Source organism: Nocardioides convexus, assembly GCF_011090295.1.
Window position 1 is genome coordinate 1,615,565 of record NZ_JAAMYA010000001.1, and the last position, 25,168, is coordinate 1,640,732.

General features: G+C 72.4%; 21 protein-coding genes and 7 pseudogenes. 15 read left to right on the top strand and 13 right to left on the bottom strand.

Annotated elements, in window-relative coordinates:
- Positions 1–80 precede the first annotated feature (80 nt).
- The 5 genes and pseudogenes from metG to G5V59_RS12060 all read right to left on the bottom strand — a co-directional run.
- Positions 81–1,829: pseudogene (gene metG / locus G5V59_RS12045) on the bottom strand (methionine--tRNA ligase); the annotation flags it as partial.
- Positions 1,830–2,045: 216 nt separating this feature from the next.
- On the bottom strand, positions 2,046–2,333 hold the full coding sequence (locus G5V59_RS36560; RefSeq protein WP_341350923.1) for a hypothetical protein: 288 nt from the start codon (positions 2,331–2,333) through the stop codon (positions 2,046–2,048).
- Positions 2,284–2,670 (bottom strand): DsbA family protein, encoded by a 387-nt coding sequence (locus G5V59_RS36565; RefSeq protein WP_341350924.1) that lies wholly within the window; start codon positions 2,668–2,670, stop codon positions 2,284–2,286. The genes G5V59_RS36560 and G5V59_RS36565 overlap by 50 nt, the downstream gene beginning before the upstream one ends.
- Positions 2,667–3,674 (bottom strand): hypothetical protein, encoded by a 1,008-nt coding sequence (locus G5V59_RS12055; RefSeq protein WP_278256582.1) that lies wholly within the window; start codon positions 3,672–3,674, stop codon positions 2,667–2,669. The genes G5V59_RS36565 and G5V59_RS12055 overlap by 4 nt, the downstream gene beginning before the upstream one ends.
- Positions 3,641–4,216 (bottom strand): hypothetical protein, encoded by a 576-nt coding sequence (locus G5V59_RS12060; RefSeq protein WP_278256583.1) that lies wholly within the window; start codon positions 4,214–4,216, stop codon positions 3,641–3,643. Before G5V59_RS12060 ends, G5V59_RS12055 begins: the two co-directional genes overlap by 34 nt.
- Positions 4,217–4,524: 308 nt before the next feature.
- Between G5V59_RS12060 and G5V59_RS12065 the strand changes: the two are divergent.
- The 4 genes and pseudogenes from G5V59_RS12065 to G5V59_RS12085 form a co-directional block, all read left to right on the top strand.
- Positions 4,525–5,046, top strand: a pseudogene (locus tag G5V59_RS12065) (aminopeptidase N); the annotation flags it as partial.
- Positions 5,047–5,344: 298 nt separating this feature from the next.
- Positions 5,345–5,665, top strand: a pseudogene (locus G5V59_RS12070) (M1 family aminopeptidase); the annotation flags it as partial.
- 76 nt (positions 5,666–5,741) lie between these two features.
- Positions 5,742–5,927, top strand: coding sequence for a hypothetical protein (locus tag G5V59_RS12075; protein WP_278256584.1), 186 nt, complete (start codon positions 5,742–5,744; stop codon positions 5,925–5,927).
- Between the two features lie 384 nt (positions 5,928–6,311).
- Positions 6,312–7,106 carry an ERAP1-like C-terminal domain-containing protein gene (locus tag G5V59_RS12085; RefSeq protein ID WP_278256585.1) on the top strand — a complete coding sequence of 265 codons (795 nt, stop codon included), beginning with the start codon at positions 6,312–6,314 and terminating at the stop codon, positions 7,104–7,106.
- A 162-nt stretch (positions 7,107–7,268) separates the two neighbouring features.
- On the opposite strand, the gene G5V59_RS12090 is transcribed toward G5V59_RS12085, so the two are convergent.
- Entirely contained in the window at positions 7,269–7,925 is a 657-nt protein-coding gene (locus tag G5V59_RS12090) for a hypothetical protein (protein WP_278256586.1), read from the bottom strand.
- Positions 7,926–8,008: 83 nt separating this feature from the next.
- On the opposite strand from G5V59_RS12090, the gene G5V59_RS12095 reads away from it, so the two are divergent.
- The 5 genes from G5V59_RS12095 to G5V59_RS12115 all read left to right on the top strand — a co-directional run bounded on the left by G5V59_RS12095 (position 8,009) and on the right by G5V59_RS12115 (position 12,989).
- Complete coding sequence (locus G5V59_RS12095) at positions 8,009–9,016, top strand: mechanosensitive ion channel family protein (protein ID WP_278256587.1); 1,008 nt, start codon at positions 8,009–8,011, stop codon at positions 9,014–9,016.
- Positions 9,017–9,023: 7 nt separating this feature from the next.
- Positions 9,024–9,482 carry a hypothetical protein gene (locus tag G5V59_RS12100; RefSeq protein WP_341350925.1) on the top strand — a complete coding sequence of 153 codons (459 nt, stop codon included), beginning with the start codon at positions 9,024–9,026 and terminating at the stop codon, positions 9,480–9,482.
- An 808-nt stretch (positions 9,483–10,290) separates the two neighbouring features.
- The gene (locus G5V59_RS12105) at positions 10,291–10,743 is read left to right on the top strand and encodes a sigma factor-like helix-turn-helix DNA-binding protein (RefSeq protein WP_278256588.1); all 453 of its coding nucleotides are present in this window, start codon (positions 10,291–10,293) and stop codon (positions 10,741–10,743) included.
- A gap of 918 nt (positions 10,744–11,661) precedes the next feature.
- A complete protein-coding gene (locus G5V59_RS12110; RefSeq protein WP_278256589.1) occupies positions 11,662–12,837 on the top strand; it encodes a sigma factor-like helix-turn-helix DNA-binding protein in 1,176 nt (391 codons plus the stop codon).
- A gap of 8 nt (positions 12,838–12,845) precedes the next feature.
- Positions 12,846–12,989: a hypothetical protein gene (locus G5V59_RS12115; protein ID WP_278256590.1), complete on the top strand. Its 144-nt coding sequence runs from the start codon at positions 12,846–12,848 to the stop codon at positions 12,987–12,989.
- Here the strand turns inward: G5V59_RS12115 and G5V59_RS12120 are convergent.
- Both G5V59_RS12120 and G5V59_RS12125 read right to left on the bottom strand, forming a co-directional pair.
- Positions 12,976–13,560, bottom strand: a complete 585-nt coding sequence (locus G5V59_RS12120; RefSeq protein WP_278256591.1) for a thioesterase family protein — start codon at positions 13,558–13,560, stop codon at positions 12,976–12,978. The genes G5V59_RS12115 and G5V59_RS12120 overlap by 14 nt on opposite strands.
- Positions 13,515–13,904: an acyl-CoA thioesterase gene (locus G5V59_RS12125; protein WP_278256592.1), complete on the bottom strand. Its 390-nt coding sequence runs from the start codon at positions 13,902–13,904 to the stop codon at positions 13,515–13,517. Before G5V59_RS12125 ends, G5V59_RS12120 begins: the two co-directional genes overlap by 46 nt.
- A 150-nt stretch (positions 13,905–14,054) precedes the next feature.
- On the opposite strand from G5V59_RS12125, the pseudogene G5V59_RS12130 reads away from it, so the two are divergent.
- The 3 genes and pseudogenes from G5V59_RS12130 (at position 14,055) to G5V59_RS12140 (ending at position 16,646) form a co-directional block, all read left to right on the top strand.
- A pseudogene (locus tag G5V59_RS12130) lies at positions 14,055–15,271 on the top strand (acetyl-CoA C-acetyltransferase).
- A gap of 178 nt (positions 15,272–15,449) precedes the next feature.
- Positions 15,450–15,932, top strand: a complete 483-nt coding sequence (locus tag G5V59_RS12135) for a GNAT family N-acetyltransferase (RefSeq protein ID WP_278256593.1) — start codon at positions 15,450–15,452, stop codon at positions 15,930–15,932.
- Between the two features lie 6 nt (positions 15,933–15,938).
- Positions 15,939–16,646: a MarR family winged helix-turn-helix transcriptional regulator gene (locus tag G5V59_RS12140; protein ID WP_278256594.1), complete on the top strand. Its 708-nt coding sequence runs from the start codon at positions 15,939–15,941 to the stop codon at positions 16,644–16,646.
- Here the strand turns inward: G5V59_RS12140 and ettA are convergent.
- From ettA to G5V59_RS12165, 5 genes and pseudogenes are all read right to left on the bottom strand, one after another.
- Positions 16,633–18,320: pseudogene (gene ettA / locus G5V59_RS12145) on the bottom strand (energy-dependent translational throttle protein EttA). The gene G5V59_RS12140 and the pseudogene ettA overlap by 14 nt on opposite strands.
- Positions 18,321–18,330: 10 nt before the next feature.
- Positions 18,331–18,528 carry a hypothetical protein gene (locus G5V59_RS12150; RefSeq protein ID WP_278256595.1) on the bottom strand — a complete coding sequence of 66 codons (198 nt, stop codon included), beginning with the start codon at positions 18,526–18,528 and terminating at the stop codon, positions 18,331–18,333.
- A 278-nt stretch (positions 18,529–18,806) separates the two neighbouring features.
- A complete protein-coding gene (locus tag G5V59_RS12155; RefSeq protein ID WP_278256596.1) occupies positions 18,807–19,655 on the bottom strand; it encodes a hypothetical protein in 849 nt (282 codons plus the stop codon).
- A 534-nt stretch (positions 19,656–20,189) separates the two neighbouring features.
- Positions 20,190–21,662: a hypothetical protein gene (locus tag G5V59_RS12160; protein ID WP_278256597.1), complete on the bottom strand. Its 1,473-nt coding sequence runs from the start codon at positions 21,660–21,662 to the stop codon at positions 20,190–20,192.
- 462 nt (positions 21,663–22,124) lie between these two features.
- Positions 22,125–23,381: a PrsW family intramembrane metalloprotease gene (locus G5V59_RS12165; protein ID WP_278256598.1), complete on the bottom strand. Its 1,257-nt coding sequence runs from the start codon at positions 23,379–23,381 to the stop codon at positions 22,125–22,127.
- A 115-nt stretch (positions 23,382–23,496) separates the two neighbouring features.
- Between G5V59_RS12165 and G5V59_RS12170 the strand changes: the two genes are divergently transcribed.
- The 3 genes and pseudogenes from G5V59_RS12170 to G5V59_RS12180 all read left to right on the top strand — a co-directional run.
- Positions 23,497–24,189, top strand: a complete 693-nt coding sequence (locus G5V59_RS12170) for an aminopeptidase P N-terminal domain-containing protein (protein WP_278256599.1) — start codon at positions 23,497–23,499, stop codon at positions 24,187–24,189.
- Positions 24,190–24,242: 53 nt separating this feature from the next.
- Positions 24,243–24,359: pseudogene (locus G5V59_RS12175) on the top strand (hypothetical protein); the annotation flags it as partial.
- Between the two features lie 100 nt (positions 24,360–24,459).
- Positions 24,460–24,702 (top strand): annotated as a pseudogene (locus G5V59_RS12180) (M24 family metallopeptidase); the annotation flags it as partial.
- Between the last annotated feature and the right edge of the window lie 466 nt (positions 24,703–25,168).

A 25,168-nucleotide genomic window follows, 5' to 3' on the forward strand; every position in this document is an offset into this window, starting at 1 on the left:
CTTGCGCGTCGCGAGGTCGAGCGGCGAGCCTCACCCCTCCAGCCTCGCCAGGCTCCTCCTCCACGATCGCCGTGTCGAGCCTTGGTGAAGACCGGGGTCGGCTTGGCGACCGGCGTGCCGACCGCGACGGGGTGCCGCTGCCAGGACGGGAAGCCGGCGTAGTCGCCGGTGATGACGGGGTAGGACCGCGACGGGTCGTCGAGGTCGGCGACCTCCTCGATGCGCGGCATCGGGGAGATCGCGCCGGCGCCGCCGAAGGCCCTGTCGACCTCGTTGGCGGAGAACGGCAGGAACGGGCTGAGCACCAGGTTGAGGTCCGCGACGCACTGCGCCATCACGTGCAGGACCGTGCCGAGACGCTCGGGATCGTCCTTGATCTTCCACGGCTCGGTGTCGGAGACGTACTTGTTGACCTCGGCCACGGCGCGCATCGCCTCACCGATCGCCTGCTTCTGGCGGTGCCGGCCGATCAGGTCGCCGACCACGCCGAACGCGGCCTCGGTCGCGTCGAGCACGGCCTGGTCCTCGGCGGTCAGCGCCGCCGCCGCCGGGATCTCGCCGAAGTTCTTCGCGATCAGGTTGGCGGTGCGGTTGACCAGGTTGCCCCACCCGGCCACCAGGCTCGTCGTTGGTACGGCGCACGAACTCCGCCCACGTGAAGTCGGAGTCCTGGTTCTCCGGACCCGCGGCGGCGACGAAGTAGCGGAAGGCGTCCGGCTGGTAGCGGGCCAGCAGGTCGCGGACGTAGATGACGATCTTCTTCGAGGAGGAGAACTTCTTGCCCTCCATCGTGAGGAACTCGCTGGAGACCACCTCGGTGGGCAGGTTCAGGCTCGCCGTACTCCCGCGGGGAGCCGCCCTTGTCGCCCTTCCCGGCGTAGGCCAGCAGACTCGGCCGGCCAGATCTGGGAGTGGAAGGTGATGTTGTCCTTGCCCATGAAGTAGTAGGACAGCGCCCCCGGGTCGTTCCACCAGTCGCGCCAGGCGTCCGGGTTCCCGGAGCGGCGGGCCCACTCGATCGAGGCCGAGAGGTAGCCGATGACCGCGTCGAACCAGACGTAGAGCCTTCTTCGTGGGGTTCTCCCGCCACCCCTCGAGCGGTACGGCGATGCCCCAGTCGATGTCGCGGGTCATCGCCCGCGGCCGGATCTCCTCCAGGATGTTCTTGGAGAAGCGGATCACGTTCGGCCGCCACAACCCGGTCGCCTCGCGGCCGTCCAGCCACTCCTGCAGCGCGTCGGCGAGGGCCGGCAGGTCGAGGAAGAAGTGCTGGGTCTCGATGAACTCGGGCGTCTCGCCGTTGATCTTCGAGCGCGGGTCGATCAGGTCGTGCGGGTCGAGTCTGGTTGCCGCAGTTGTCGCACTGGTCGCCGCGCGCGCCGTCGTAGCCGCAGATCGGGCAGGTGCCCTCGATGTAGCGGTCGGGCAGCGTGCGTCCCGTGGACGGGGAGATCGCGCCGTAGGTCGTCTGCTCGACGAAGTAGCCGTTCTCGTAGACCCCGAGGAAGAGGCTCCTGCACGACCGCGTGGTGGTTGCGGGTCGTGGTGCGGGTGTAGAGGTCGTAGGCGATGCCCAGCCCGACCAGGTCCTCCGCGATCAGCCGGTGGTTCCTGTCGGCGAGCTCCTGCGGCGTGAGCCCGGCCTCGTCGGCGGCGATCAGGATCGGGGTGCCGTGCTCGTCGGAGCCGGAGACCATGAGGACGTCGTTGCCCGCCATCCGCTGGTACCGGCTGAACACGTCGGAGGGCACGCCGAAGCCGGCCACGTGGCCGATGTGGCGCGGGCCGTTGGCGTAGGGCCAGGCGACGGCGGAGAGGACATGCGTCATGGGGAGGATCCTATTGACCGCGGGCCCATGGCGAACCGGGAGGCACCAGCGCCGCTCCGGCGGCCAGCGCAGGAACCGCGGCCGCCGGAGCGCAGGGAGCCAGGGACGCGCGACCGGAGCGGCGGCGGACGGGACTTCCCGCGCGCCGCCCGGCTTGCCGCCACGTCCACTCAGGCCCTGCGCGACTCGACCGCGTGGCCGGCTCGGCCCGTCGACTCAGGAGAAGTCGAGGTCTCCGGTGCGGGTGCGCTTGAGCTCGTAGAAGTACGGGAAGGCCGCGACCGCGACGGTGCCGTCCCACAGTCGGCCGGCGTCCTCGCCGCGCGGGATCTTCGAGAGCACCGGGCCGAAGAAGGCCGAGCCGTTGACGTGGATGGTGGGCGTGCCGACGTCGTCGCCGACGGCGTCCATGCCCTCGTGGTGCGAGCGCGCCACCGCCTCGTCGTACGACGTGTCAGTGGCCGCCTCGATGAGGGAGGCGTCCAGGCCGGTCTCCTCCAGCACCTCGGCGATCAGCGCGAGGCCACCGTCGGGCTGCTCGTGCAGCCTTGCGGCCCTCGAGGTGGATCCGCTGGCCGAAGGCGTCGTACATCGGGCGGAGCACCTTCTCGCCGTACTTCTCCTGGGCGGCGAGCAGCACCCGGACCGGACCCCACGCGGGCGCCAGCATCTCGCGGTAGGCCTCGGGGATGTCCCGGTCCTTGTTGAGGTAGGCCAGGCTCATCACGTGCCAGTGCACCTCGATGTCGCGCACCTCCTCGACCTCGAGGATCCAGCGGGACGTGATCCAGGCGAAGGGGCAGAGCGGGTCGAACCAGAGGTCCGCGCGGTTCTTGGTCATGACCGGACAACTCCCGGGCGGCGGCGGGTTGTTCCCGCCACCACCCACGAAGTCACTTGACGACGACCGAGCCGGTCCAGCGCTTGGCCAGCGCCACGGTGCTGCCGCGGAAGTAGACCCGCACGTCGCGGCTGCCGGCGGCGAGGTCCTCGATCGTCACCCGGGCGTTGCCGTTGACGAGTCTGGACGGTCCTCGTGTGCCGGCCGACGGTGACGTCGACCCAGCCGACGACCGGGTTGGCGCCCGGCGCGGTGACCCGGAGGGAGACCAGCGCCGAGCCCTTGAGGCCGATCGGGGTGACGGCAACGGTCGGGACCGCCTGGGTCCGCAGGGCGGCACCGGCGACCTGGCTGGCCGGGATGTAGCGGGCCTTGCTGAGCGAGGCGCGCACGGTCAGCACCCGGCCCACGTCGGCGGCAGTCTGGACGTAGCGGATCCCGGTGGCGCCGGGGATCGGCACCCCGTTGCGCAGCCACTGGTACGACACGGCGACGCTCGCGGGGTCGTAGGTGCCCGGCACGGCGAGGACCTGGTAGCCCACCCGGCGGGTGCCGGTGACCGTGATCGGCTTGCTGACCGTGATCTTGCCGGCGAGGACCGGGCCGGCCTTCCCCGTGGCGGGGGCGGTCGCGTCGTTGTAGCCGGCCTTGCGGGCCACGGCGACGACCTTGATCGTCTTGCCGTCGTACGCCGGGGTCAGGGCCAGGCTCGGCCCGCCGTTGGCGCGGATCCGGACGTCGTCGGCGTACCAGCGCCACTCGATCGCGGTACCGGCGACGCTCCAGCGGCCGGCGGTCGCGGTGAGGGTGCCGTCGACGAAGGGCTCGCCGGAGAGGACCGGCGGCTCGCTCGGCGTGATCACGCCGGGGGCGACCGCCTTGGTGGCCTTGGAGGTCACGGTGACCGGCTTGTAGCCGGCGCGGTTGCCGGTGACCCGCGCCGCGATCGTCTTGCCGAGCAGCGCGGGGGTCACGGCAAGGCGCAGCCCGGTCGCGCCGGGCACCGCGACTCCGTTGGCGAGCCACTGCACGCTGCGCGCGGCGGTGGGGCTCCAGGTGCCGGGGTCGGCCTGCAGGACGGTGCCGACCTGCGCGGTGCCGGTGACGGCGGGCGCGACGGTGGTGGTCGACTTCTTGTCGGTGAAGTGGATGAACCCGGTCGGCCAGCGACCGCTGTCCTTGGTGATCCGGCGCCAGTGGAAGGTGCCGCCCCAGCCTGTCCATCGAGATGATGATCTCGTTGGGCGACACGACCCGCTCGACGTAGCCGACGTGGCCGGCCGAGCCGCTGCCGTTGCTGTAGCGGCCCCACCAGGCGACGGAGCCGACGCTCGGCACCTGGTCGGTGATCGACTTCATCTGCAAGCCCCACTCGCTGGCGTTGCCGCCGCCGACCCAGGGCCGGGTGGTGGACATGCCGGCCTTGATCATCCGGTAGGCCACGTAGTTGGTGCAGTTGTGCCCGGCGTACATGTTCCAGTACATCCGGCCGCTCACGGCGCCGTAGCCGGCGTCGGAGTAGCCCGCGCTGTTGCACCCGCTCCAACCACTGCAGAGATCGGTCACCCCTGCCGATCGGTTGACAGGAGCGTCGACCCGTCCCGCGATCCCCACGAGGACCAAGAGGGTCGCGAACAGGGCGCTGGCGACGACGGACGTCCCCCAGCGCATCACCACAGCCCGGTTGCGCATGTCGAACACCATCGGCCACATCGACCCCACGACGCAACAAAACCCCGAAAAACTCACGAATCACTGGCGTGTCGCGTTGACTTTTGGAAGTTACACCGTTGTCATTCGCGCCGTCGATCCCGAGTTGTCTGACAATGCAGGCCTGGTGCAAGGATGGACGGCATGCCTGGCACCAACCTCACCCGCGACGAGGCGGCCACCCGCGCCGCCCTCGTCGACGTGACCTCGTACGCCGTCGACCTCGACCTCAGCGACGCGACCCGCGCCGGTGTCGAGACATTCGGATCGACCACCACCCTGACCTTCACCTGCCGCCAGCCCGGCAGCAGCACGTTCGCCGACCTGGTCGGCGCGACGGTGCACGAGATCACGCTCAACGGCGTGGCGCTCGACCCCGCCACGGCGTACGCCGACAGCCGGATCGCGCTCCCGGACCTGCAGGCCGACAACGTCCTGGTCGTCCGCGCGGACTGCACCTACTCCCACACCGGTGAGGGCCTGCACCACTTCGTCGACCCGGCCGACGACCGGGTCTACCTCTACTCCCAGTTCGAGGTCCCCGACGCGCGCCGGGTCTTCACCACCTTCGAGCAGCCCGACCTCAAGGCGCCGTTCACCTTCACCGTGACCGCGCCGGCGCACTGGAAGGTCGTCTCGAACGCCCCGACTCCGGAGCCGACCCCGGCCGGCGAGGGCGTGGCGGTCTGGAGCTTCCCGGCGACCAAGCCGATGTCGACGTACATCACCGCGATCGTGGCGGGCGACTACTACGAGGTCCAGGACGTCTACGAGGGCGCGCACGGCACCATCCCGCTCGGCCACTACTCCCGCCAGTCCCTCAAGGACTACCTCGAGCGCGACCGCGAGGAGATCGTCACCCTCACCAAGCAGGGCTTCGCCTTCTTCGAGGAGGCCTTCGGCTACCCCTACCCGTTCGGCAAGTACGACCAAGCTCTACGTGCCGGAGTACAACATGGGCGCGATGGAGAACGCCGGCGCGGTGACCCTGCGCGACGAGTACCTCCCCCGCTCGCGCCAGCCGCGCTCGTTCTACGAGTTCCGCGCCTCGGTGATCCTGCACGAGATGGCGCACATGTGGTTCGGCGACCTGGTGACCATGAAGTGGTGGGACGACCTGTGGCTCAACGAGTCGTTCGCCGAGTGGGCCTGCTACCACGCCGAGGCCCTCGCGACGTCGTACGACGATGCGTGGACGGGATTCACCAATGCCCGCAAGCAGACCGGCTACCGCGCCGACTCGCTGCCCTCGACGCACCCCATCGCGGCCGACAACTTCGACCTGCACGCGGTCGAGGTCAACTTCGACATGATCACCTACGCCAAGGGTGCGGCGGTGCTCAAGCAGCCTGGTCGCCTGGGTGGGCCTGGAGCCCTTCCTGGCCGGTCTCAAGCAGTACTTCCACGACCACGAGTTCGCCAACACCGAGTTCACCGACCTGCTGACCGCGCTGGAGAAGGCGTCCGGGCGCGAGCCTGAGCGGCTGGGCACAGGAGTGGCTGCAGACCGCCGGCACGAACACCCTCTCCCCCGCCTTCGAGCCTGACCGCGGAGGGCACCTACGCCTCGTTCGCGATCGAGCAGGCGGCGCCCGAGGAGCACCCGACGCTGCGACGCCACCGGGTGGGCATCGGTTTCTACAACACCGTCGAGGGCCGCCTGGTCCGCACCGACTCCGTCGAGGTCGACGTCGAGGGCGCGCGCACCGAGCCTGCCCGAGCCTGGTCGGCAAGGCGCAGCCCGAGCCTGCTCCTGCTCAACGACCAGGACCTGGCCTTCGCCAAGATCCGCCTCGACGAGCACTCTCGCGCCACCGCGAGCGCCCGGCTCTCCGACCTCGACGACTCCCTGGCCCGGGCCCTGGTGTGGAGCGCGGCCTGGGACATGACCCGCGACGCCGAGCCTGTCCGCCACCGAGTACGTCGACCTGGTGCTCGGCAACATCGGCAGCGAGTCCGACGCGTGGGGCGTCAGCCGGATCCCGGTCTACGCCGCGCAGGCGGTCGCCCTCTACAGCGACCCCACCACCCGCGACGAGCCTCGCCACCCGCTGGGAGCAGGGCCTGCGGGGGCTGCTGGCCGACGCCGAGCCGGGCACCGACCACCAGACTCACCTTCGCCCGGTCCTACGCCGCCGCGGCGCGCAGCGAGGCCGCCGTGGCGGACCTGGAGGGGCTGCTCGACGGCAGCCTGGTCTTCGAGGGCCTCGCCGTCGACCAGGACCTGCGCTGGGCGTTGCTCAGCGCGCTGGCCCGACTCGGCAAGGCCGACGACGCCCGGATCGACGCCGAGCCTGGCCGGCGACAACACCATCTCCGGCCAGGAGATGTCCGCGGCCGCCCGCGCCGCGATCGGCACGCCGCAGGCCAAGGAGCGCGCCTGGACCCAGGCCCTGCTCGACCCGTCGGTGCCCAACGAGACCCAGCGCAGCGTGGTCCACGCGTTCTGGCAGGCCGGCCAGGAGGAGGTCCTGGCGCCGTACGTCGAGCGCTACCTCGCCGAGGTCGCCGGCTCCTGGGAGCGGCTGGGCGCGCACAAGGCCTCGGTGGCGCTGGAGTTCATCTTCCCGCGCCGGGTGGCGACGCAGGCGACCCTGGACACGGTGGACGCCTGGCTCGCCGAGAACGCCGAGACGGTCAACCCGGGCGCGGTGCGCTACGTGCGCGAGGGCCGCGCCGACGTCGCCCGGGCGCTGGCCGCGCAGGCGCGCGACGCGCAGCGCTGACGCTCAGGCGCCCCGGACGCAGCACGGCCCGGCACCCCTCGGGGTGCCGGGCCGTCGTGCGTGCAGGCGTCGTGTCGCCGGTCAGTCCTTGGCGAGTCTCGCCCAGGAGCTCGATGCCGCGGTTCAGGCCACCGGCCAGGTCGCCGGCGGCGAAGCGCTCGGTCATCGCCGCGACGGCCTGTGCCGACTCGTCGTCGGTGAGCAGGCTGGCGGGTGTGACCACCGGTGACGATCTCGACGACCCGCCGGGCGGGGTCGACCATGATCAGGATGCTGCGCGCGGGCAGCACCAAGGTGTTGTGCAAGGCTGGTCGCGAAGTCGCGCGGCTCGCCCGTCACGGGCCCCACGAACACCGAGATCTCCGCACGGCACAAGTCTGCTCGGCGGTGCGGATCGTGACGTCGAGGCTCGCCCGCTCGGTGGCGCTCAGGCCCGTGCTGCTCATCGCGGGCTACCAGCCGCCGCCGGCGCCGCCGGCCTTGGAGTCCTCGGAGTCCGGCGCGGCCAGGCTCGCCGGCCGCCTTGCGCGGGCCGCCGAGCCACTGGCTCTCCGGCTCGAGCGCGTTCACGCTGAGGTTCTCGCCGCGAGCCAGCGCCGGGGCGACGTAGAGCAGGGTGATGACGACGAAGGCCAGCAGCGGGATGCCGCCGAGCACGAGGAAGGCGTGCAGCACGTCGATGTCCGGCTTGGGCTCCCAGCTGCCCGGCCGCGGCACGGGGGTGTCGGCGGAGGCCGAGCCGGCGCCGGCCACGAGCAGGACCGCGCCTGCGCCGAGGAGGGTGCACAGGGCGAGGACACGTCGTACAGCAGTGGTCACGGACAGAGGATATCGGCTCCCGCGCCCGCGGGGGCAGGTGGTGGGCGGTGAACGTCTCACCGGCACTTTGGGACACTGGCGGGATGCTTGCGCAACTCCTGACGGCAACGGCCACCACGAGCCCCTGCGCCGACGGCGAGCAGGTGTGCGACCTGACCTGGGACGTCACGGGGAACCGCCGCCTCGCGCAGTGGTCCGACGTGCTTATCGGCAAGCCGCTGGCGATCATCGGGTTGATCCTGCTCGGCCTCGTCGCCCGCTGGCTGCTGCACCGGCTGATCGACCGGGTCGCCGCCCGCGCCGAGCGCGGCGTGATGCCCGAGCGGGTCGAGTCGGCCGTGGCCGCCCGCCGCAAGCAGCGCGCCGCCACGATGGCCGGGCTGCTCAAGAGCATCGTCACCTTCGTCATCGTCGCGATCGCCGGCACGATGGTGCTCAGCGAGATGGGCGTCGACATCGCCCCGATCATCGCCAGCGCCGGCATCATCGGCATCGCGCTGGGCTTCGGCGCCCAGTCCCTGGTCAAGGACTTCCTGGCGGGCATCTTCGTGTTCATCGAGGACCAGTACGGCGTCGGCGACGTCGTCGACGTCGGCGAGGCCAACGGAACCGTCGAGGCCGTCACGCTGCGGATGACGCGGCTGCGCGACCTCGACGGCACGGTCTGGTACGTCCCCAACGGCGCCGTCCAGCGGGTCGGCAACAAGAGCCAGAACTGGTCGCGGGCCGTCGTCGACGTCGGCGTCGGCTACGGCGAGGACCTGGCCCGCGTGCAGCGGGTGCTGCGCGACGTCGCCCACGACCTGTGGGACGACGAGGACTTCAAGCACGTCATCATCGAGGAGCCGGAGGTCACCGGCGTGGAGATGCTGACGCCCGACGCGATCACCATCCGGGTGCTGGTCAAGACCGCGCCGCTGGAGCAGTGGGCCGTCGCGCGCGCCCTGCGCCAGCGGATCAAGGCCCGCTTCGACCACGAGGGCATCGAGATCCCGTTCGCCCAGCGGGTGGTGTGGCACCGCGAGGACCGCCGCCACGAGGAGACCGCTCCGCCCGGGGCGCCGTCGGGCGCCACGGACACCGAGGGATGATGGCCGGGTGAGCGAGGAGACCACCTTCTACGAGGAGATCGGCGGGTTCGAGACCTTCCGGCGCATCGTGGCGCGCTTCTACGAGGGCGTCGCGGGCGACGAGGTGCTGCGGCCGATGTACCCCGAGGCGGACCTCGGCCCGGCCGAGGAGCGCTTCCTGCACTTCCTGGTGCAGTACTGGGGCGGCCCCACGACGTACTCCGCACAGCGCGGGCACCCGCGGCTGCGGATGCGGCACGCGCCCTTCGCCGTGGACACCGAGGCCCGGGACCGTTGGCTCACCCACTTCCGGGCCGGCCTCGACAGCGTCGAGCCTGACCCCCGAGCAGGACGCGCGGTTCTGGGAGTACGTCACCCATGCCGCGACCTTCATGGTCAACACCGCCGGCTGATCGGCTCCGATCCCGCCGATCGGGTGCGCCGGAAAACTTTCCGGCGAAGATGTAACGCGCCGCCGACCTCGTGACAGGTACTGCACGAGGGGACACCCTCCCGTCGCGACCGGGCCCGGTCGCCTCGGACATCTGGAGAGAGTGAACCATGACCCGCCCGGACTGGATCGAGACGCTGCGCGCCGAGGTGCGCCCCGTCGATCCGGATCCGGTACTGCTCGCGCAGACTGACGCAGTTGAGTCCGGCTCGACGACGCCCGCCGCGCGACCGGGTCGGTCGGCTGGTGCGCGGCTTGCGATGGTGCTGGGGGTGCGATCGCCGTCGGTGCGACCTCGTGGGCAGCGGGTGCCCTGCCCGGGACGGAGTCTCCGTTCGGTCCCGAGGATCGTGTGACGCAGCAGCCGACCGACCCGACACCCGGCGACGAGGGGGCCCCATCCTCCGAGACGCCGACGCCACCCGCCGGGAGCCGGGCTCCCACGGCTCCCGCGGGTGGCCAGTCGGGCGTGCCGGCGCCCTCGAGCGCGCCCACCGCGACCGATCCCCCGTCGGGCCGGCCCTCCGAGGGGCCCAGAACCGGCGCCACCCACGGGCGACCCACCCGGCAAGGTGGAGTCGCCGCTCCCCTCACTTCCCACGATTCCCGGTGTCCCGGCGGTTCCCTCACCGCCGGGACTCGATCGCGTTCCGGACCTTCCGACGCCCTCCCTCGGCTCCGTTCCCCACCCCGACAGCGACAGCGGTGCCACCCACCGCTCCCCCGGCCGCAGGAAGCGCTGGTGGACCAGGCGCGGTGACGACGGACGACGACGTCGTCGCCGCAGCCAAGCGGGGCGACCCCGATGCGTGGCGTGAGCTCTACCGAGCCCACGCCTCTCGGCTTGTCGTCTGGCTGCGCGGCCGGCCCTCCGGCGAGGAGAGCCCCGAGGACATCGCGTCGAGCGCCTGGCTGGTCGCGGCGGAGAAGATCGCCGGCTTCACCGGCAGGCTCCGAGGACTTCGCGGGCTGGCTGTTCGGCATCGCCCGCAAGCTCTCCCTCAACGCCCAGCGCCGAGCGGTACGACGCGAGCGGATCCCTCTCGACGGTGACACCGGCCGCGGCGACCCCGGCCCCGAGGCCGGCACCAGTGGCGGCGACTGGGCACGGCGCCTGCTCGCCACCCTGCCGGAGCGGGAGCGCGACGTCGTGGTGTGCCGCGAGGTGCTGGACATGGACGTGCCGACGACCGCGGAGGCGCTCGAGATCAGCGCGGTCGCCGTCCGGGTGGCGCACCACCGCGCCCTCAAGCGGCTGCGCCGGGACCTGGGCCGAGCCGAGGTCGGTGTCGAGTGAAAGAAACTCGCGCCACGACGTAACACCGGGGCCGGGCGCCTACATGTACTCGGTGAAGGCAGTCCCCCTCTGGGGGGGGGAGGACTGACTCCCCACCCGAGAGACGAGTCATGACGAACCACCGGACCGAACGGCTCCGCGTCGCCCCGCCGACGCTCGAGCCCGACCCGGTGTTCCTGGGTGTGCTGGCGGAGCTCGGAGCGAGACTCGCAACCGGCCGCCCCCGGACGACTCGGACGGCTGGACTCCGCATCGCCGTCGCGACAGCCACCGTGGCTGCCATCGCGACGGCGACCTGGGCCGCGGGCGCACCGCACGGCACGGACATCCCACTGTCCCCTGCCGACGGCCCGACCCAGCCTGGAGCCCTCCGGTCCGCCGAGTCACGGAGACGTCGGAACCCCACAACCCGACGTCTCCATCGTCTCGCCCGGCAGCCCCCTGTCCCCGGGGCTGCCGGGCGCGTCGACGTCCGGCTCCGAGCACGCCTCCGACCGCGGCCTCGAACGCGGGCACGGGTTCGAGACGCCTCGCGGCACCGCACCCGGCCGCTCCGGCGACGCCCCCCGCTCGACGCGGGGCGAGGACAACGCCAAGAACGACGAGGACCACGGCCGCGACCCCCGCGACGACTCCGCGGACGAGCGCCGGCACGGTTCTCCCGCGGACACCGCCGACAGCGACCTGCGCCGGAGCGACGACCAGGGCCGGGACGACGGGCGCCGGGACCAGCCGGGGCGGGAGCAGCAGGGGCGGGACCAGCAGGCCCGGGGCGAGGACACCCCGGACCGCCGGCCGGGGAAGGTAAAGAAAACCCGCTGATTCCCGCCCGGAGGGGGGCGGAGTTCGGGGACAATGGCGCCCGGCCACGAAGCCACGTGGTCAGGCCGTTGGCGAGGGTAGGGGTGGGGACGAGCGGTGCGCGCCGACGACGATCGAGTCGCCGCGGCCAAGCGCGGTGAGGCGCTGGCGTGGAGCGAGCCTGTACCGCGCCCACGCCGGCCGCCTGCAGCCGTGGCTCGAGGCGCGGGCGGCGCCGGGCACCGAGTCTCCCGAGGACCTCGCCGCCGCCGCCTGGATGGTCGCCGCGGAGCGGATCGCCGACTTCCACGGCAGGCTCCTCCGACTTCGGCGGCTGGCTCTTCGGCATCGCCCGCAACCACGGTGCCAACGCCTGGCGTCGTTCGGGCAGCCGGGCGCGGGGGCAGGGAGCTCCTCGAGGCGGACGCGCCGCCCGTCGTACCGGGGCCGGAGGGAAGCCTGATCGCCGACGAGTGGGTGCACCGTGCGCTCGCCGCGCTGCCCCCGCGCGAGCGGGACGTCATCGCGTGCACCGAGGTGCTCGACATGGACGTGGCGACCACCGCGAGCACGCTGGAGATGAGTGCCGTCGCCGTCCGGGTGGCCCGGCACCGGGCGCTGCGCCGGCTGCGCGAGCCTCGATCTCTAGAACACGTTCTATTCTGGGCGCATGAGCCTGCACGTCTCCGACGCCGACCGGGTGCGCACCCTCGTGCTCGACCGCCCCGACGCCCTCAACGCCTTCGACGAGGCGCTGTACGACGCCACCACCGACGCCCTGCTCGCCGCCGCCGAGGACCCGCAGGTGGCCGTCGTGCTCCTGACCGGCGCCGGCCGGGCCTTCAGCGCGGGCACGGACCTGCTCGAGATGCACCGGATGACCACCGACCCGGCGTTCGAGCACGGCCGGCACGGCTTCCCCGGACTCATCGACGCCCTCGTGGACTTCCCCAAGCCGCTGGTGGTGGCGGTCAACGGTCTCGGGCTCGGCATCGGCGCGACGATCCTCGGCTTCGCGGACCTCGCCTTCATGGCGGCCGACGCCCGGCTCAAGTGCCCGTTCACCTCGCTCGGGGTCGCGCCGGAGGCCGCGTCGTCGTACCTCCTGCCGGCACTGGTGGGCCGTCAGAACGCCGCCTGGGCGCTGCTCTCCGCCGAGTGGATCTCCGCCGAGGAGGCGCTGGCGATGGGCCTGGTGTGGCGGGTCTGCCCCGGCGAGGAGCCTGCTGCCGACGGCGCGCGAGCACGCCACGCTGCTCGCCCGGCGGCCGATCTCCTCGCTCGTCGCGGTGAAGCGGACGATGACCGAGCCGCACCGTGCAGCGGTCCGCGCGGCCCGCGAGCGCGAGAACGCCGCCTTCGCCGAGTTGATGGGCGGGCCGGCCAACCGGGAGGCGCTGACCGCCTTCGCCGAGGGCCGCGCCCCGGACTTCACCGGGCTGTGAGCCTCAGGCCCGCGCGAGCGGACCGCCGAGCGCGTCCACGATCGCCTCGCGGTAGCCCGGCGGCGGGACCACCGAGGTCTGCGTGGTGAGGTCGAAGAACACCAGCACCGTGCGCGAGCGGGCCAGCACGCCCCCGCGCGGCGTCGCGCCCGAGGTGTCGACCAGACTCCGACTCGATCGTCATCGACTTGGTGCCCATCCGGGTGACCACCGACCAGCAGTCGTAGGGCTCGACGCGGAGGGTGACCGGGGCGACGTACTCCAGGTCGGTCTGGGCGACCACGACGTTGATCCGGGGGAACTCCTTGAGCGCCTTGCGGAGCCGGGAGAACAGCGCGATCCGCGCCTCCTGGAAGTACTCGAAGTAGGTCACGTTGTTCACGTGGCGGTAGATGTCGAGGTCGGAGAAGCGCACCGTGACGGGATAGTGCGCGGCGTCCTCGCGGGGGACGTCGACGAGCACCGGGCGCGAGCGCTCCCCCGTCTCCTCCAGGTACGGCGCCAGCGCGGCCCGCTCCGCCTCGCTCATCCGGCGCGGCTCGCCGCTGGCGTGCACGAACGGCGCCAGCACGGTGCGCGCTCGCAGGTAGACGACGCGCTCCCCGGTCTCGCTCTCCAGGTAGATCTCGTGGCCCAGGGTGAAGTCTCGCCCCGCGGACCTCGGTGACCCAGGAGTCGATGGCGACCGAGCCTGGTGCGGAACAGCAGCGGGGCGACGAAGGAGACCTCGTGGCGCACCACGACGTACCCGTCGCCCTCGTGCCGCTCCACCCCGGCGGCCTCGAGACAGGCACGGAGGAGGGCACCGCGCGCCTCCCGGAGGTAGTCGACGTACCGGACGTTGTTGACGTGGCCGAGCAGGTCGAGGTCAGCCCAGCGCAAGGGGCAGTCGTAGCGGTGCCGCACGACGGGCATGCTGTCACGCTCGCGCGCCGTACCGGCCGGTGGATCGAGGGACGGTCCGCCCGATGTGGCATCCGACACCACTGCAACCTGTTCCAGTCCTGGCCTACTACGCTGAGCGGGTTCTGCCGTCACCGGCTCACCACCTCCCGAGGAGTGCCCATGCCCGAGGCCGTCATCGTTTCCGCTGCTCGTACGCCGATCGGCCGCGCGAACAAGGGCTCGCTCAAGGACTTCCGCCCCGACGACCTGACCGCGCTCATCGCGAAGGCGGCGCTCGACAAGATCCCCGCGCTCGACCCCAACGACGTCGACGACTTCCTGCTCGGCTGCGGCCTGCCCGGCGGCGAGGCCGGCAACAACATGGCCCGCATCGTCACCTCGCTCATGGGCTACGAGATCCCCGGCGCGACGATCACCCGCTACTGCTCCTCCTCGGTCCAGACCACGCGGATGGCCTTCCACGCGATCAAGGCCGGCGAGGGCGACGTGTTCATCTCCGCCGGCGTCGAGGCGGTCTCCCGCTTCCAGTTCGGTACGTCGGACCACATCCCCAACACCAAGAACCCGCTCTTCGCCGACGCCCAGGTGCGCACCGAGGAGTACGCCCAGGGCGGCAAGGTGTGGCACGACCCGCGCGAGGACGACCTGCTCCCCGACGTCTACATCGCGATGGGCCAGACCGCCGAGAACGTCGCCTCCATCCGCGGCCTCAAGCGCGAGGACCTCGACCACTTCGCCGTGCGCTCGCAGAACCTCGCCGAGAAGGCCATCGCCGACGGCTTCTGGGCGCGGGAGATCACCCCGGTCACCCTCGCCGACGGGACCGTCGTCTCCGCCGACGACGGCCCGCGCGCCGGGGTCACCTACGACGCGATCTCCCAGGCTGCAGCCGGTCTTCCGCCCGGACGGCGTCGTGACCGCCGGCAACTGCTGCCCGCTCAACGACGGCGCGGCCGCGGTCGTCATCATGTCCGACACCAAGGCCGCCGAGTCTGGGCCTGACCCCGCTCGCCCGGATCGTCTCCACCGGCGTCTCCGGCCTCTCCCCCGAGATCATGGGCCTCGGCCCGGTCGAGGCCACCCGCAACGCCCTCAAGCACGCCGGGATGACCATCGACGACATCGACCTCGCCGAGATCAACGAGGCCTTCGCCGCTCAGGTGCTGCCCTCCGCCGAGGACCTCGGCATCCCGCTGGAGAAGCTCAACGTCAACGGCGGCGCGATCGCCGTGGGCCACCCCTTCGGCATGACCGGCGCCCGCCTCCAGAACACCCTGCTGAACTCGCTGGACTGGCACGACAAGACCACCGGCCTGATCACCATGTGCGTCGGTGGCGGCCAGGGCATGGCGCTCATCCTGGAGCGCCTCTCCTGAGCCTGACCCGAGTCTTCGCCGGTTGTCGGTCGCGGGCCGTACCTTCGCTGCATGAGCATCGAGGTGCGGCCCGCCACCGTCTTCGAGGACGTCCGCGCACTGGTCGGGCCGAAGCGCCCGGACGCCAGCGTCTGCTGGTGCCTGAGCCTACCGGATCCCCTCGAAGGTCAACAACGCGATGCGCGGGCGCGAGCGCGGCGCCTACGTCGAGAGCCTGCTCGCCGACGGGCCGCTCGGGGTGATCGCCTACGACGGCGAGGAGCCGGTCGGCTGGGCCGCGGTCGCGCCCCGCTCGGCCACCACCTTCGCCCGCAACCGCAAGATCCCGCACGTCGACGACCTGCCGGTGTGGTCGCTGTGGTGCATCCGGGTGCGACCGGGGCACCGCGGACAGGGCATCTCGCACGCCCTCATCACCGGTGCCGTCGAGTGGGCTCGCGACCAGGGTGCCCCCGCGTTGGAGGCCTACCCGCTCGACAACGGCGGCGCCCAGGTGGACCTCACGATGGCCTACGCCGGCATCCGCGCCAGCCTTCGAGGCGGCCGGCTTCCGGTGGGCCGCCGACACGACCTCCGTGCTCGCCGGCCATCCCCGCGTCGTGCTGCGGCACGACCTGCGGTGAGCGGCCGCGACGATCTCCTAGACTGCCCCGGTGACTGACCCGCGGTGGCTCGACGAGGAACAACAGCGCGCCTGGCGCGCCTTCCTCCTCGGGACCACCCTGCTGCTGGACCGGCTCGACGAGGACCTGCGCCGCGACCACGGTCTCTCGGCCGTCGAGTACGAGATCCTGGTCCGCCTCTCCGAGGCCGACGGCCAGGCTCCGGATGGCCCAGGCTCGCCGCGTCGCTCGCCCACAGCCGCAGCCGGGTCACGCACACCGTCAAGCGGATGGAGAGCGCCGGACTGGTCCGGCGCGGCGGCTCCACGGAGGACGGCCGCGGCGTGGTGTGCCGGCTCACCGACGCCGGCCTGGAGATGCTGCGCACCGCCGCCCCCGACCACGTCGAGACCGTGCGGCAGTCACTGATCGACCTGGTCCCGAACGACGACCTGATGGCCTTGGGCCGCGTCATGGACGCGGTCTGCGACCAGCCTGATCGCGGCGCACCCGGAGCGCGAGCTCCGCTGACCCCGGCTCCGCCGCCGGCAGACGTCGTGCCGGGCGCCGCCTCCCCCGCCACCTGCCCGCGGGCCGGAAGACGGGACCCCGCCGCCGGCGCCTCCCTGCTTCGCCCGAGAGGCACCGGTCCTGACGCCGGCGGCACCCCGACCGGCCCGCGGGCAGGCGTCGCGTCCGGCGTCGCCCGGCTCGACCTCGCGTGGTGTGCCGGTCGAGGGCGCGCCGACGCCGACCGGCTCAGTCGCGGGTGAGGCGGCGGTGGGTGACGCGGTGGGGACGGGCGGCCTCGACGCCGAGGCGCTCGATCTTGTTCTCCTCGTACGACGCGAAGTTCCCCTCGAACCAGAACCACTCGCCCTCGTTGTCCTCGGTGCCCTCCCAGGCGAGGATGTGGGTGGCGACGCGGTCGAGGAACCAGCGGTCGTGGGAGGTGACCACGGCACAGCCCGGGAAGTCGAGCAGGGCGTCCTCGAGCGAGGACAGGGTCTCGACGTCCGGGTCGTTGGTGGGCTCGTCGAGCAGGAGCATGTTGCCGCCCTGCTTCAGGGTGAGCGCGAGGTTGAGGCGGTTGCGCTCGCCACCGGACAGGACGCCGGCCTTCTTCTGCTGGTCCGGGCCCTTGAAGCCGAACGAGGCGACGTAGGCGCGGCTGTTCATCTCGAAGTTGGCGACCTTGATGAAGTCCAGGCCGTCGGAGACGACCTCCCAGACGTTCTTGTTCGGGTCGATGCCACCGCGGCTCTGGTCGACGTAGGAGATCTTCACGGTCTGGCCGACGTTGAGCCTTGCCCGAGTCGGGCTCCTCGCCGCCGGTGATCATCCGGAACAGGGTGGTCTTGCCGACGCCGTTGGGGCCGACGACGCCCACGATGCCGGCGCGCGGCAGCGTGAAGGAGATGTCGTTCCACAGGGTCCGGCCCTCGAAGCCCTTGGTGAGGTGCTCGGCCTCGAGGACGACGTCACCCAGCCGCGGGCCGGGCGGGATGTTGATGTCGGCGGCGTCGATCTTGCGGGCCTTGTCGGCCTCGGCGGCCATCTCCTCGTAGCGCGCCAGGCGCGACTTGGACTTGGTCTGGCGGGCCTTGGCGTTCGAGCGGACCCACTCCAGGCTCCTTCTCCAGCATCTTCGCCCGCTTGGCGTCCTTGGCGCCCTCGACCTTGAGCCGCTCCTTCTTCGTCTCCAGGTACGTCGAGTAGTTGCCCTCGTAACCGTGGATGGAGCCGCGGTCGACCTCGGCGATCCACTGGGCGACGTTGTCGAGGAAGTACCGGTCGTGGGTGACGGCCAGGACGGCGCCGGGGTAGGACTTGAGGTGCCCCTCCAGCCACTGCACCGACTCGGCGTCCAGGTGGTTGGTCGGCTCGTCGAGGAGCAGCAGGTCGGGCTGCTGGAGCAGCAAGCTTGCACAGCGCGACGCGGCGGCGCTCACCACCGGAGAGGTTGTCGACGAGCGCGTCCGAGGGCGGGCAGCGCAGCGCGTCCATCGCCTGCTCCGGGCGGCTGTCGAGGTCCCAGGCGTTGATGTTGTCGAGCTCGGTCTGCAGGCTCGCCCGTCTCGGCCATCAGGGCGTCCTGGTCGGCGTCGGGGTCGCCCATCTCCATGTAGGCGTCCTCGAGGCGCTTCATCTTCGCCTTGGTGTCGGCGACCGCCTCCTCGACGTTCTCCAGCACCGTCTTGCCCTCGGTCAGCGGCGGCTCCTGCTGGAGCATCCCGACCGTGGCGTCGGGGTCGCGCACGATGTCGCCGTTGTTGGGCACGTCGAGGCCGGCCATCAGCCTTGAGCAGCGACGACTTGCCCATGCCGTTCGGGCCGACGACGCCGATCTTGGCGCCGTGCAGGAACGACAGCGTCACGTTGTCCAGGACGACCTTGTCGCCGTGGGCCTTGCGGACGTTGCGCAGGGAGAGAACGTATTCCGCCATGGGACCAAGGCTACGCAGCGGCGGTGGCACCCCCTTGCGCGGGGTCGGCTGCCGAAGAGCTCTCGGCCGCCGGTGACGACTTCACGAAGGTCGCCGTCCCCCGGTTGAGGTCGTGACCGATGCTGAACGCGTCGATCTCCATCGCCACGACCTCGATGCCGCTCTTGTTGACGTAGGGCCGGTGGTTGAGCCGGCCGTGCACGATCACCGCGTCCCCCCTGGCGCAGCGAGTCGCCCGCGTGGGCCGCGAGCCGGCGCCAGGCACTCACGCCGTACCACTGGGTCTCGCTGTCGACCCACTGCCCGCTGGCCCGGTTGAAGTGCCGTGGGGTGCACCCGATCCGGAAGTTCAGGACGGGCGCACCACCCGCCTCCCGCAGCACCGGCACGCCGGCCACCCAGCCCTGCACCGTCACGATCGTCTCGTTCGCCATCACCCGCACCTCCTGTCCGCGCCGGTCGCCCGTGCGACCGATCGGGGACAGTTCAGCGCAGGCACGCGACGAACCGCCCCGGCGCGGCCCGCGCTTGTGGACAGTGCACCCGGTGGGACCGGGTTGTGGAGAGGAAGTGGCGCCCCTCGTGACAGGAGCGACGCCCGAGGAGGGCTACGGCCTGGCAGCCGTGATCCCCCGGCGGAAGGCGCCGTAGGCGGCCAGGCTCCCGGGTCACCGGCTGGGCGACCTCGGCGTCGACCACCCGGTGCACGACCGCCCGCAGCCGCTCGTCGGCCTCCTCGGCACGAGCCCGGGCCAAGCCGCCGACCAGCGCCCGGCCGACGACGTGCAGCACCAGCCCGAGCACCAGCCCGGCGATCGCCAGCACCAGCGGCAGCGGGAGCCCGGCGACCTTCGACAGGTCGTCGCTCTTGCCGGCGATCGCGGCGTAGCCCCACCACACCAGCCCACCGACGAAGGCGAGCAGGAGCAGCCAGTGCAGGACCCGCACGACGGGCAGCCAGACGGGCAGCCGGCCACCGAGATCGACCTTGCCGGTCTCGCGGTCGAGCTCGTCGCCGGTCTCGGCGAGACGGCCGGTCGCCGCCGTGCGCACGTGCGGCGCCCAGCCCTTGCCGACGCTGTCACCGGCCTCGTCGGCGAGCCCGCGCACGGTGGTGTCGACCCGCGCCCGGTCCAGCGGCGCGACGCGCGGCTCACGGTCGAGCGCCGCGACGTCCGGGTCGCCCTTGCCGCCGAGCAGCAGGGGTGGCCAGGTCACGGCGCTGCGGGCGCGCGAGCCGACGCTGCGCTCGATGCTGTCGACGACCGCGGAGACGCCCGCCGCGTCGGCGACGGCCTCCTCGAGGTCGCGGTAGCGCTGGGCCGGCAGGCTCACGAGCGGGTACGTCGCCGCCCGCGGCCTCCAGGCGGGCGGCGGCCGCGGCCACGTCCGCCTCGACCCTGGCCGTGGTGCTCGCCTTGTCCCGCACCCGGCGCTGGATCTCGCCGCGGAGCTCGGCCATGCCGATCCCCTCCTTGGCAGAGATCGCGAGCACCTGGACGTTCGGCAGGCCGTCCTCGGCCAGCAGCCGGCGGACGTCGTCGATCATCGCCTGGCGTCGCTCGACGGGCACGGTGTCGATGTGGTTGAGCGCGACCAGGATGACGTCCTGGTGGGTCGCCATCGGCTTGAAGTAGCGGTCGTGGACGGCCGCGTCGGCGTACTTCTGCGGGTCGAGGATCCACACCATCAGGTCGGCGACGGCCACCAGCCGGTCGACCTCGAGGTGGTGGGACACCTCGGTGGAGTCGTGGTCGGGCAGGTCGAGCAGCACGACGCCGTCGAGCGCGTTGTCCTCGCGCCGGGTGTCGAGCATCGAGTCGCGCATCGTCTGGTGCCGCGGCGGGATGCCGATCCAGTCGAGCAGGCTCACCGGCGCCCTCGCTCCCCCACACGACCGCGGTCGCCCAGGAGGTGGTGGGCCGGCGGATGCCGACGGAGGAGAGCCTCCAGGCCGGTGAGCGCGTTGTACGTCGAGGACTTGCCCGAGCCCGTCGCCCCGGCGATCGCGACCACGGTGTGCCGCGCGGAGAGCCGCAGCCGGCCGGTCGCGCGCTCGGCGGCGGTGCTCACCTCGTCGAGGAGCGGGTCGGGGACACGGCCCCGGGCCGCGGTGACGGCGGCGGTGAGCCCGGCGACCCGGTCACCCACCGGGGTGCCGCGGGTCGCGAGGTCGCCCAGCCCGCTCGTCCCGCTCGTCCCGGTCGTCGAGGTGTCGCTGCCTTGCGTCACAGGTGTCCACCCGTTCCCTTCTTCGCCGCGGCGAACCGCAGGTCGTCCACACGTCGCGCCGCCTGGCGCAGGCTGGTCGGCGGCGTCGGGCTTGAGCTCCCACTGCGCCGCCGGCGCGAGGTAGCGGGCGCGCTCGGCGCCCATCAGGGCCCGCAGCCGCTGGAGGAGGCCGGCGCGCGCCTGCTCCACCGCCCGGCGCGCACCGGCCTCACCGAGGATCGTGTCGAGCAGCGAGCGCCCGAGCCGCACCGACTCCGCAGCCTGGCCGCGCGGGTCCTCGCCGGCGAGCGCGACGACGGCGAGCGTCACCGACAGCCCTCGGACGCCGAGCGCCAGGAAGCGTGCGCTGTGCCGGGCGTCGCCCGCCTCGGTGCGCACCAGGCTCCTGCAGGCTCCTCCAGCCACGCGCGGACGTCCTGCTCGGAGCGCGAGCGCAGCCCGCGCCCGGCCCGGGTCAGGTCGTCGGGCGTCGCTGCGAGCAGCGCCTCGCCGTAGCCCTCCTCGCGCCACGCGGCGGACGCGCGCTCGGCGGCCCGCTCGGCGTGGTCGGCGACCAGGGACTCCAGCGCCATCTCGACGGCGACGGCGACCCGCTCGGCCTGCTGCGGCTTGCCCTTGATGGCGTTGACCAGGCGCTCCCGCACGAAGCCGACCTTGGCCTCCAGGGAGCGGACCAGGCTCCCCGCTGCCGACGAACTCCTGCCAGCGCGCCAGCAGGTCGCCCCGCAGGAGGGTGCCGTCGCCGCCCGCGGTGACCAGCGAGGACTCGGCGTCGTCGTAGACCTGGTCGGCGGCGGCGAGCAGACCCGAGACCGCGGCCACCTGCTGCGCGGCGGCGTCGGCGATCGGGAACGCCTTGCGGGTCACCGTGCGGACGGCACCGGCGACGGTCTGGTTGACCACGTCGCGCCGGGCGGCGGCGTCGGCGGCGAGCGCATCCAGCCAGCCCCGCACCTCCGCGGCGTACGACGCGGGAAGCAGCCCCTCGTCGCTGACCGTCCCCTGCGGCACGGCGAACAGCGGACTGTCCTTGAGCCCCCGGGCCGCCATCATCCGGGCCAGGTGGACCGAGACCGTCGCGACGTCGTCGGCCGGGGTGCGGCTCAGCACCAGCGCGACCGCGGTGTTGCGGTCGACCGCGAGCCTTGAGGTGGTCCCACGGGACCTGGTCGGAGTAGCGCGCGGCGGAGGTGACGAAGAGCCACAGGTCCGCGGCGGCGAGCAGCCTGGGAGGCCAGTCTCGCGGTTGCGCTCGTCGACGGAGTCCACGTCGGGAGCGTCCAGGATCGCCAGCCCGCGCGGCACGTGCGGGTGCGCGACGAGCCTGGATCGCGGACTGGTCGTTCGTGGCCTGCTGCACCCGGGAGAGCTCCGGCAGCAGCCGGTCGGCACCGAACCAGCGTGCGTCGTCGGGGTGGTGCACGAGCACCGGCGACTTCGTGGTGGGGCGCAGGATGCCGGGCGTGGTGACCTTGTGCCCGACGAGGGTGTTGACGAGCGTCGACTTGCCCGCGCCGGTGGAGCCGCCGACGACGACGAGCATCGGCGCCTCGATCTCGGTCAGCCGGGGGATCACGTAGTCCTCGAGTCTGCTCGATGACGTGGTCGCGCCCGACCCGCAGCGCGGCGACGCCGGGCAGGTCGAGCGGCAGCGGTGCCGCCTTGAGGGATCCGTGCAGCCGGACGACCTCGGTCAGCATTCGGCTGCTGGTGAGGTCGCCGCTGAGCGGCGATGGGTGTCCGGGGGTCATCGCTGGGGTACCACCTGTCCGGGGAACGCGATCCGAGGCCGGGCCGCCTGGATGCGACCGAGGAAGTCCTGTCCACGCGCCTGCCAGTCACGCGGAGCGGTGCCGCGCAGCAGCCGGTGGTGCAGGTAGCCGGTGCTCGATGGCCGCCTGCTGGTAGTCGCGCATGGCGCGCTCCGCCGCCGGGCCGCCCTGCTGGCGGGCGTGCTTGCGGGCCGTGCGGCGGGCCCGCAGGTCCACCACCCAGCCGATGTCGGTCGCCGGGAGCAGGCCGCGGTCGGCGGCGTCGGTGAGCGCCATCCGCAGCACGTGCGCCTCGGTCTCGCGCGCCCACCAGGCCAGTGCGACCATGCCGATGAAGGCCGGCGCCATGATGACGACGTACACGACGACGAAGGCTGCCGAAGCCGAACACCGTCGAGCCGTTCCAGATGCCGTGGGCGAGCACGGCCAGGAGGTACCCGCCGAGCGGCGCGATCCAACGCACCGACCTGCTGCGCGAGTCGACGGCGATGCCGATGCCGATGCCGGTGAAGGCGGTGAAGAGCGGGTGGGCGAAGGGGCTGAACAGGCAGCGCAGCACGAAGGTGCCGGTGACCGCCTCCAGGCCGCCGGGCCCCACGCCGTCGGTGCCGTTGTAGGCGGCGATCAGGTAGAGGACGTTCTCGGTGAAGGCGAAGCCGACGCCGACCATGCCGGCGTAGACGATGCCGTCGAGGATCCCGTCGACCTCGGCCCGGCGCCACCACAGCAGCAGCACGAGGAAGAGGCCCTTGCTGGCCTCCTCCACGACCGGCGCGACGATCGCGAGCGAGGTGTTGTCGGTGACCGGTACGACGAGGCCGCCGATGCCCTGAATGACCAGCGCCGCCATCGTCGCCACGAAGGCGCCCCAGCCCAGTCCGGCGACCAGCAGCGGGCGCGGCTCGGGCTCGTAGCGGTCCAGCCACAGGTACGCCGCCAGCACCGGCCCCACCGGCACGGCCGCCAGCCCGACGGCGAGCACCGTGGTGCCGGGCGCGCCGGAGAGCGCGAGCAGGACGAGGGTCAGGAGTGCGCCGACGGTCACCGCCACGGTCACCACGACCGTGAAGGCAACACTGTTGCGCGGGCTTCCTGACATGAGCGGAAGCCTATCGGGAGGCTCGGGTCAAGCCCTGATCGCCAACTGTACGCCGCGGCGTAGAGTGGGAAAGGTGACCGAGGACACCCCCACCGAGCCGAAGACCGAGCAGCACGACCCCGCCGTCCCCGAGGCCTATGCGGCCTTCATGCGCACCGGCTGGGACGACCGTCCCAGCGACGTGCAGCGGCATCCGGTGGCGGACCTCGCGGCGGCGCGCCGGCAGCGGCTCGCGGAGGCCTTCCCGGGTGAGCGGCTGGTGCTGCCGGGCGGCGGCTACCAGGTGCGTGCCTTCGACACCGACTACCGCTTCCGCGCCGACACCGCGCACGCCTACTTCTCCGGCAACCACACCTCCGACGCCACGCTGGTGGTCGAGCCCGACGGCTCCTGCGTGCTCTACGCGCGCCCGCGCTCGGGCCGCGACAGCGACGAGTTCTTCCGTGACCGCCAGTACGGCGCGCTGTGGGCCGGCAAGCGCCCCTCGGCCGAGGAGCCTGGAGGCTGCCCTCGGCGTCGAGGTCCGCCACGTCGACGACCTCGCAGGGGCGCTCGGCAGCGGCACCAAGACCCGCGTGCACCGCCAGGTCTCCGCGGCCGTCGACGGCCTGGTCGCCGCCGACGAGGCCCGCGACACCGAGTCGGCCCGGGTGCTCTCGGAGATGCGCCTGGTCAAGGACGAGTGGGAGGTCGGCGAGCCTGCAGTCCGCCGTCGACGCGACCACGCTCGGCTTCGAGGACTGCGTGCGCGAGTGGGACCGGGTGATCGAGCACGGCGAGCGCTGGCTGGAGGGCACCTTCTTCCGCCGGGCACGGACGATGGGCAACGACCTCGGCTACGACTCGATCGTCGCCAACGGCTCGCACGCCACGACCCTGCACTGGATCGAGAACTCCGGCGCCGTCGTTCCCGGTGAGCTGATCCTGCTCGACATGGGCGTCGAGAACGCCAACCTCTACACCGCCGACATCACCCGCACCCTGCCGGTGAGCGGCAGACTTCACCACGCTCCAGCGCGACCTCTACACGCTGGTCCTGCAGGCCCAGGACGCCGCGCTCGCGGCGCTGCGCCCGGGTGCGAAGTTCCTCGCCGGGCACGACGCCGCGATGGGCGTCCTCGCGCACGGCCTCGACGACCTCGGCCTGCTGCCGGTGCCGGTCGAGGAGGCCCTCTCCCCCGACTCCCGGGTCTACGCCCGCTGGACGCTGCACGGCACCAGCCACATGCTCGGCATGGACGTGCACGACTGCGGGCACGCGGCACCGGAGACCTACCGCGACGCCGACCTGGTCGAGGGCATGGTGCTCACCGTCGAGCCGGGGCTGTACTTCCAGGCCGACGACCTGCTCGTGCCCGAGGAGCCTGCGCGGCATCGGGATCCGGATCGAGGACGACGTCGTGGTCACCGCCGACGGCGTGCGCAACCTGTCCGCCGCCCTCCCCCGCACGCCGGAGGCCATCGAGGAGTGGATGGGCCGCCTGCGCGGCTGAGCACCGTGCTCACCCGGCGCGCGCTGCTCGCCAGCACGGCGGCCATCGGCCTGGCCGGCTGCTCCGACGCCCGGCCGTGGTCCGAGGCGTCCGGCCGGGTCCGGCTGGCGACCGGCACCCGAGGCGCCGTCTTCGACCAGTACGGCGCCGCGCTGGCCCGGGTCGTCGGCGACCTCATGCCGGCGACCTCGGCGGGCACCGTCACCACCGGGGGCTCGGTCGACAACGTGCTGCAGATCGTCGCCGGGCGGG

Bases quoted from the DNA above. Each gene is read 5' to 3' on its own strand.
- G5V59_RS12135 (WP_278256593.1), top strand. From the start codon at position 15,450: ATGCGCGGGCGCGAGCGCGGCGCCTACGTCGAGAGCCTGCTCGCCGAC.
- G5V59_RS12125 (WP_278256592.1), bottom strand. From the start codon at position 13,904: ATGCCCGTCGTGCGGCACCGCTACGACTGCCCCTTGCGCTGGGCTGAC.
- G5V59_RS12095 (WP_278256587.1), top strand. From the start codon at position 8,009: ATGCTTGCGCAACTCCTGACGGCAACGGCCACCACGAGCCCCTGCGCC.
- G5V59_RS12115 (WP_278256590.1), top strand. From the start codon at position 12,846: ATGACCGAGCCGCACCGTGCAGCGGTCCGCGCGGCCCGCGAGCGCGAG.
- G5V59_RS36565 (WP_341350924.1), bottom strand. From the start codon at position 2,670: ATGACCAAGAACCGCGCGGACCTCTGGTTCGACCCGCTCTGCCCCTTC.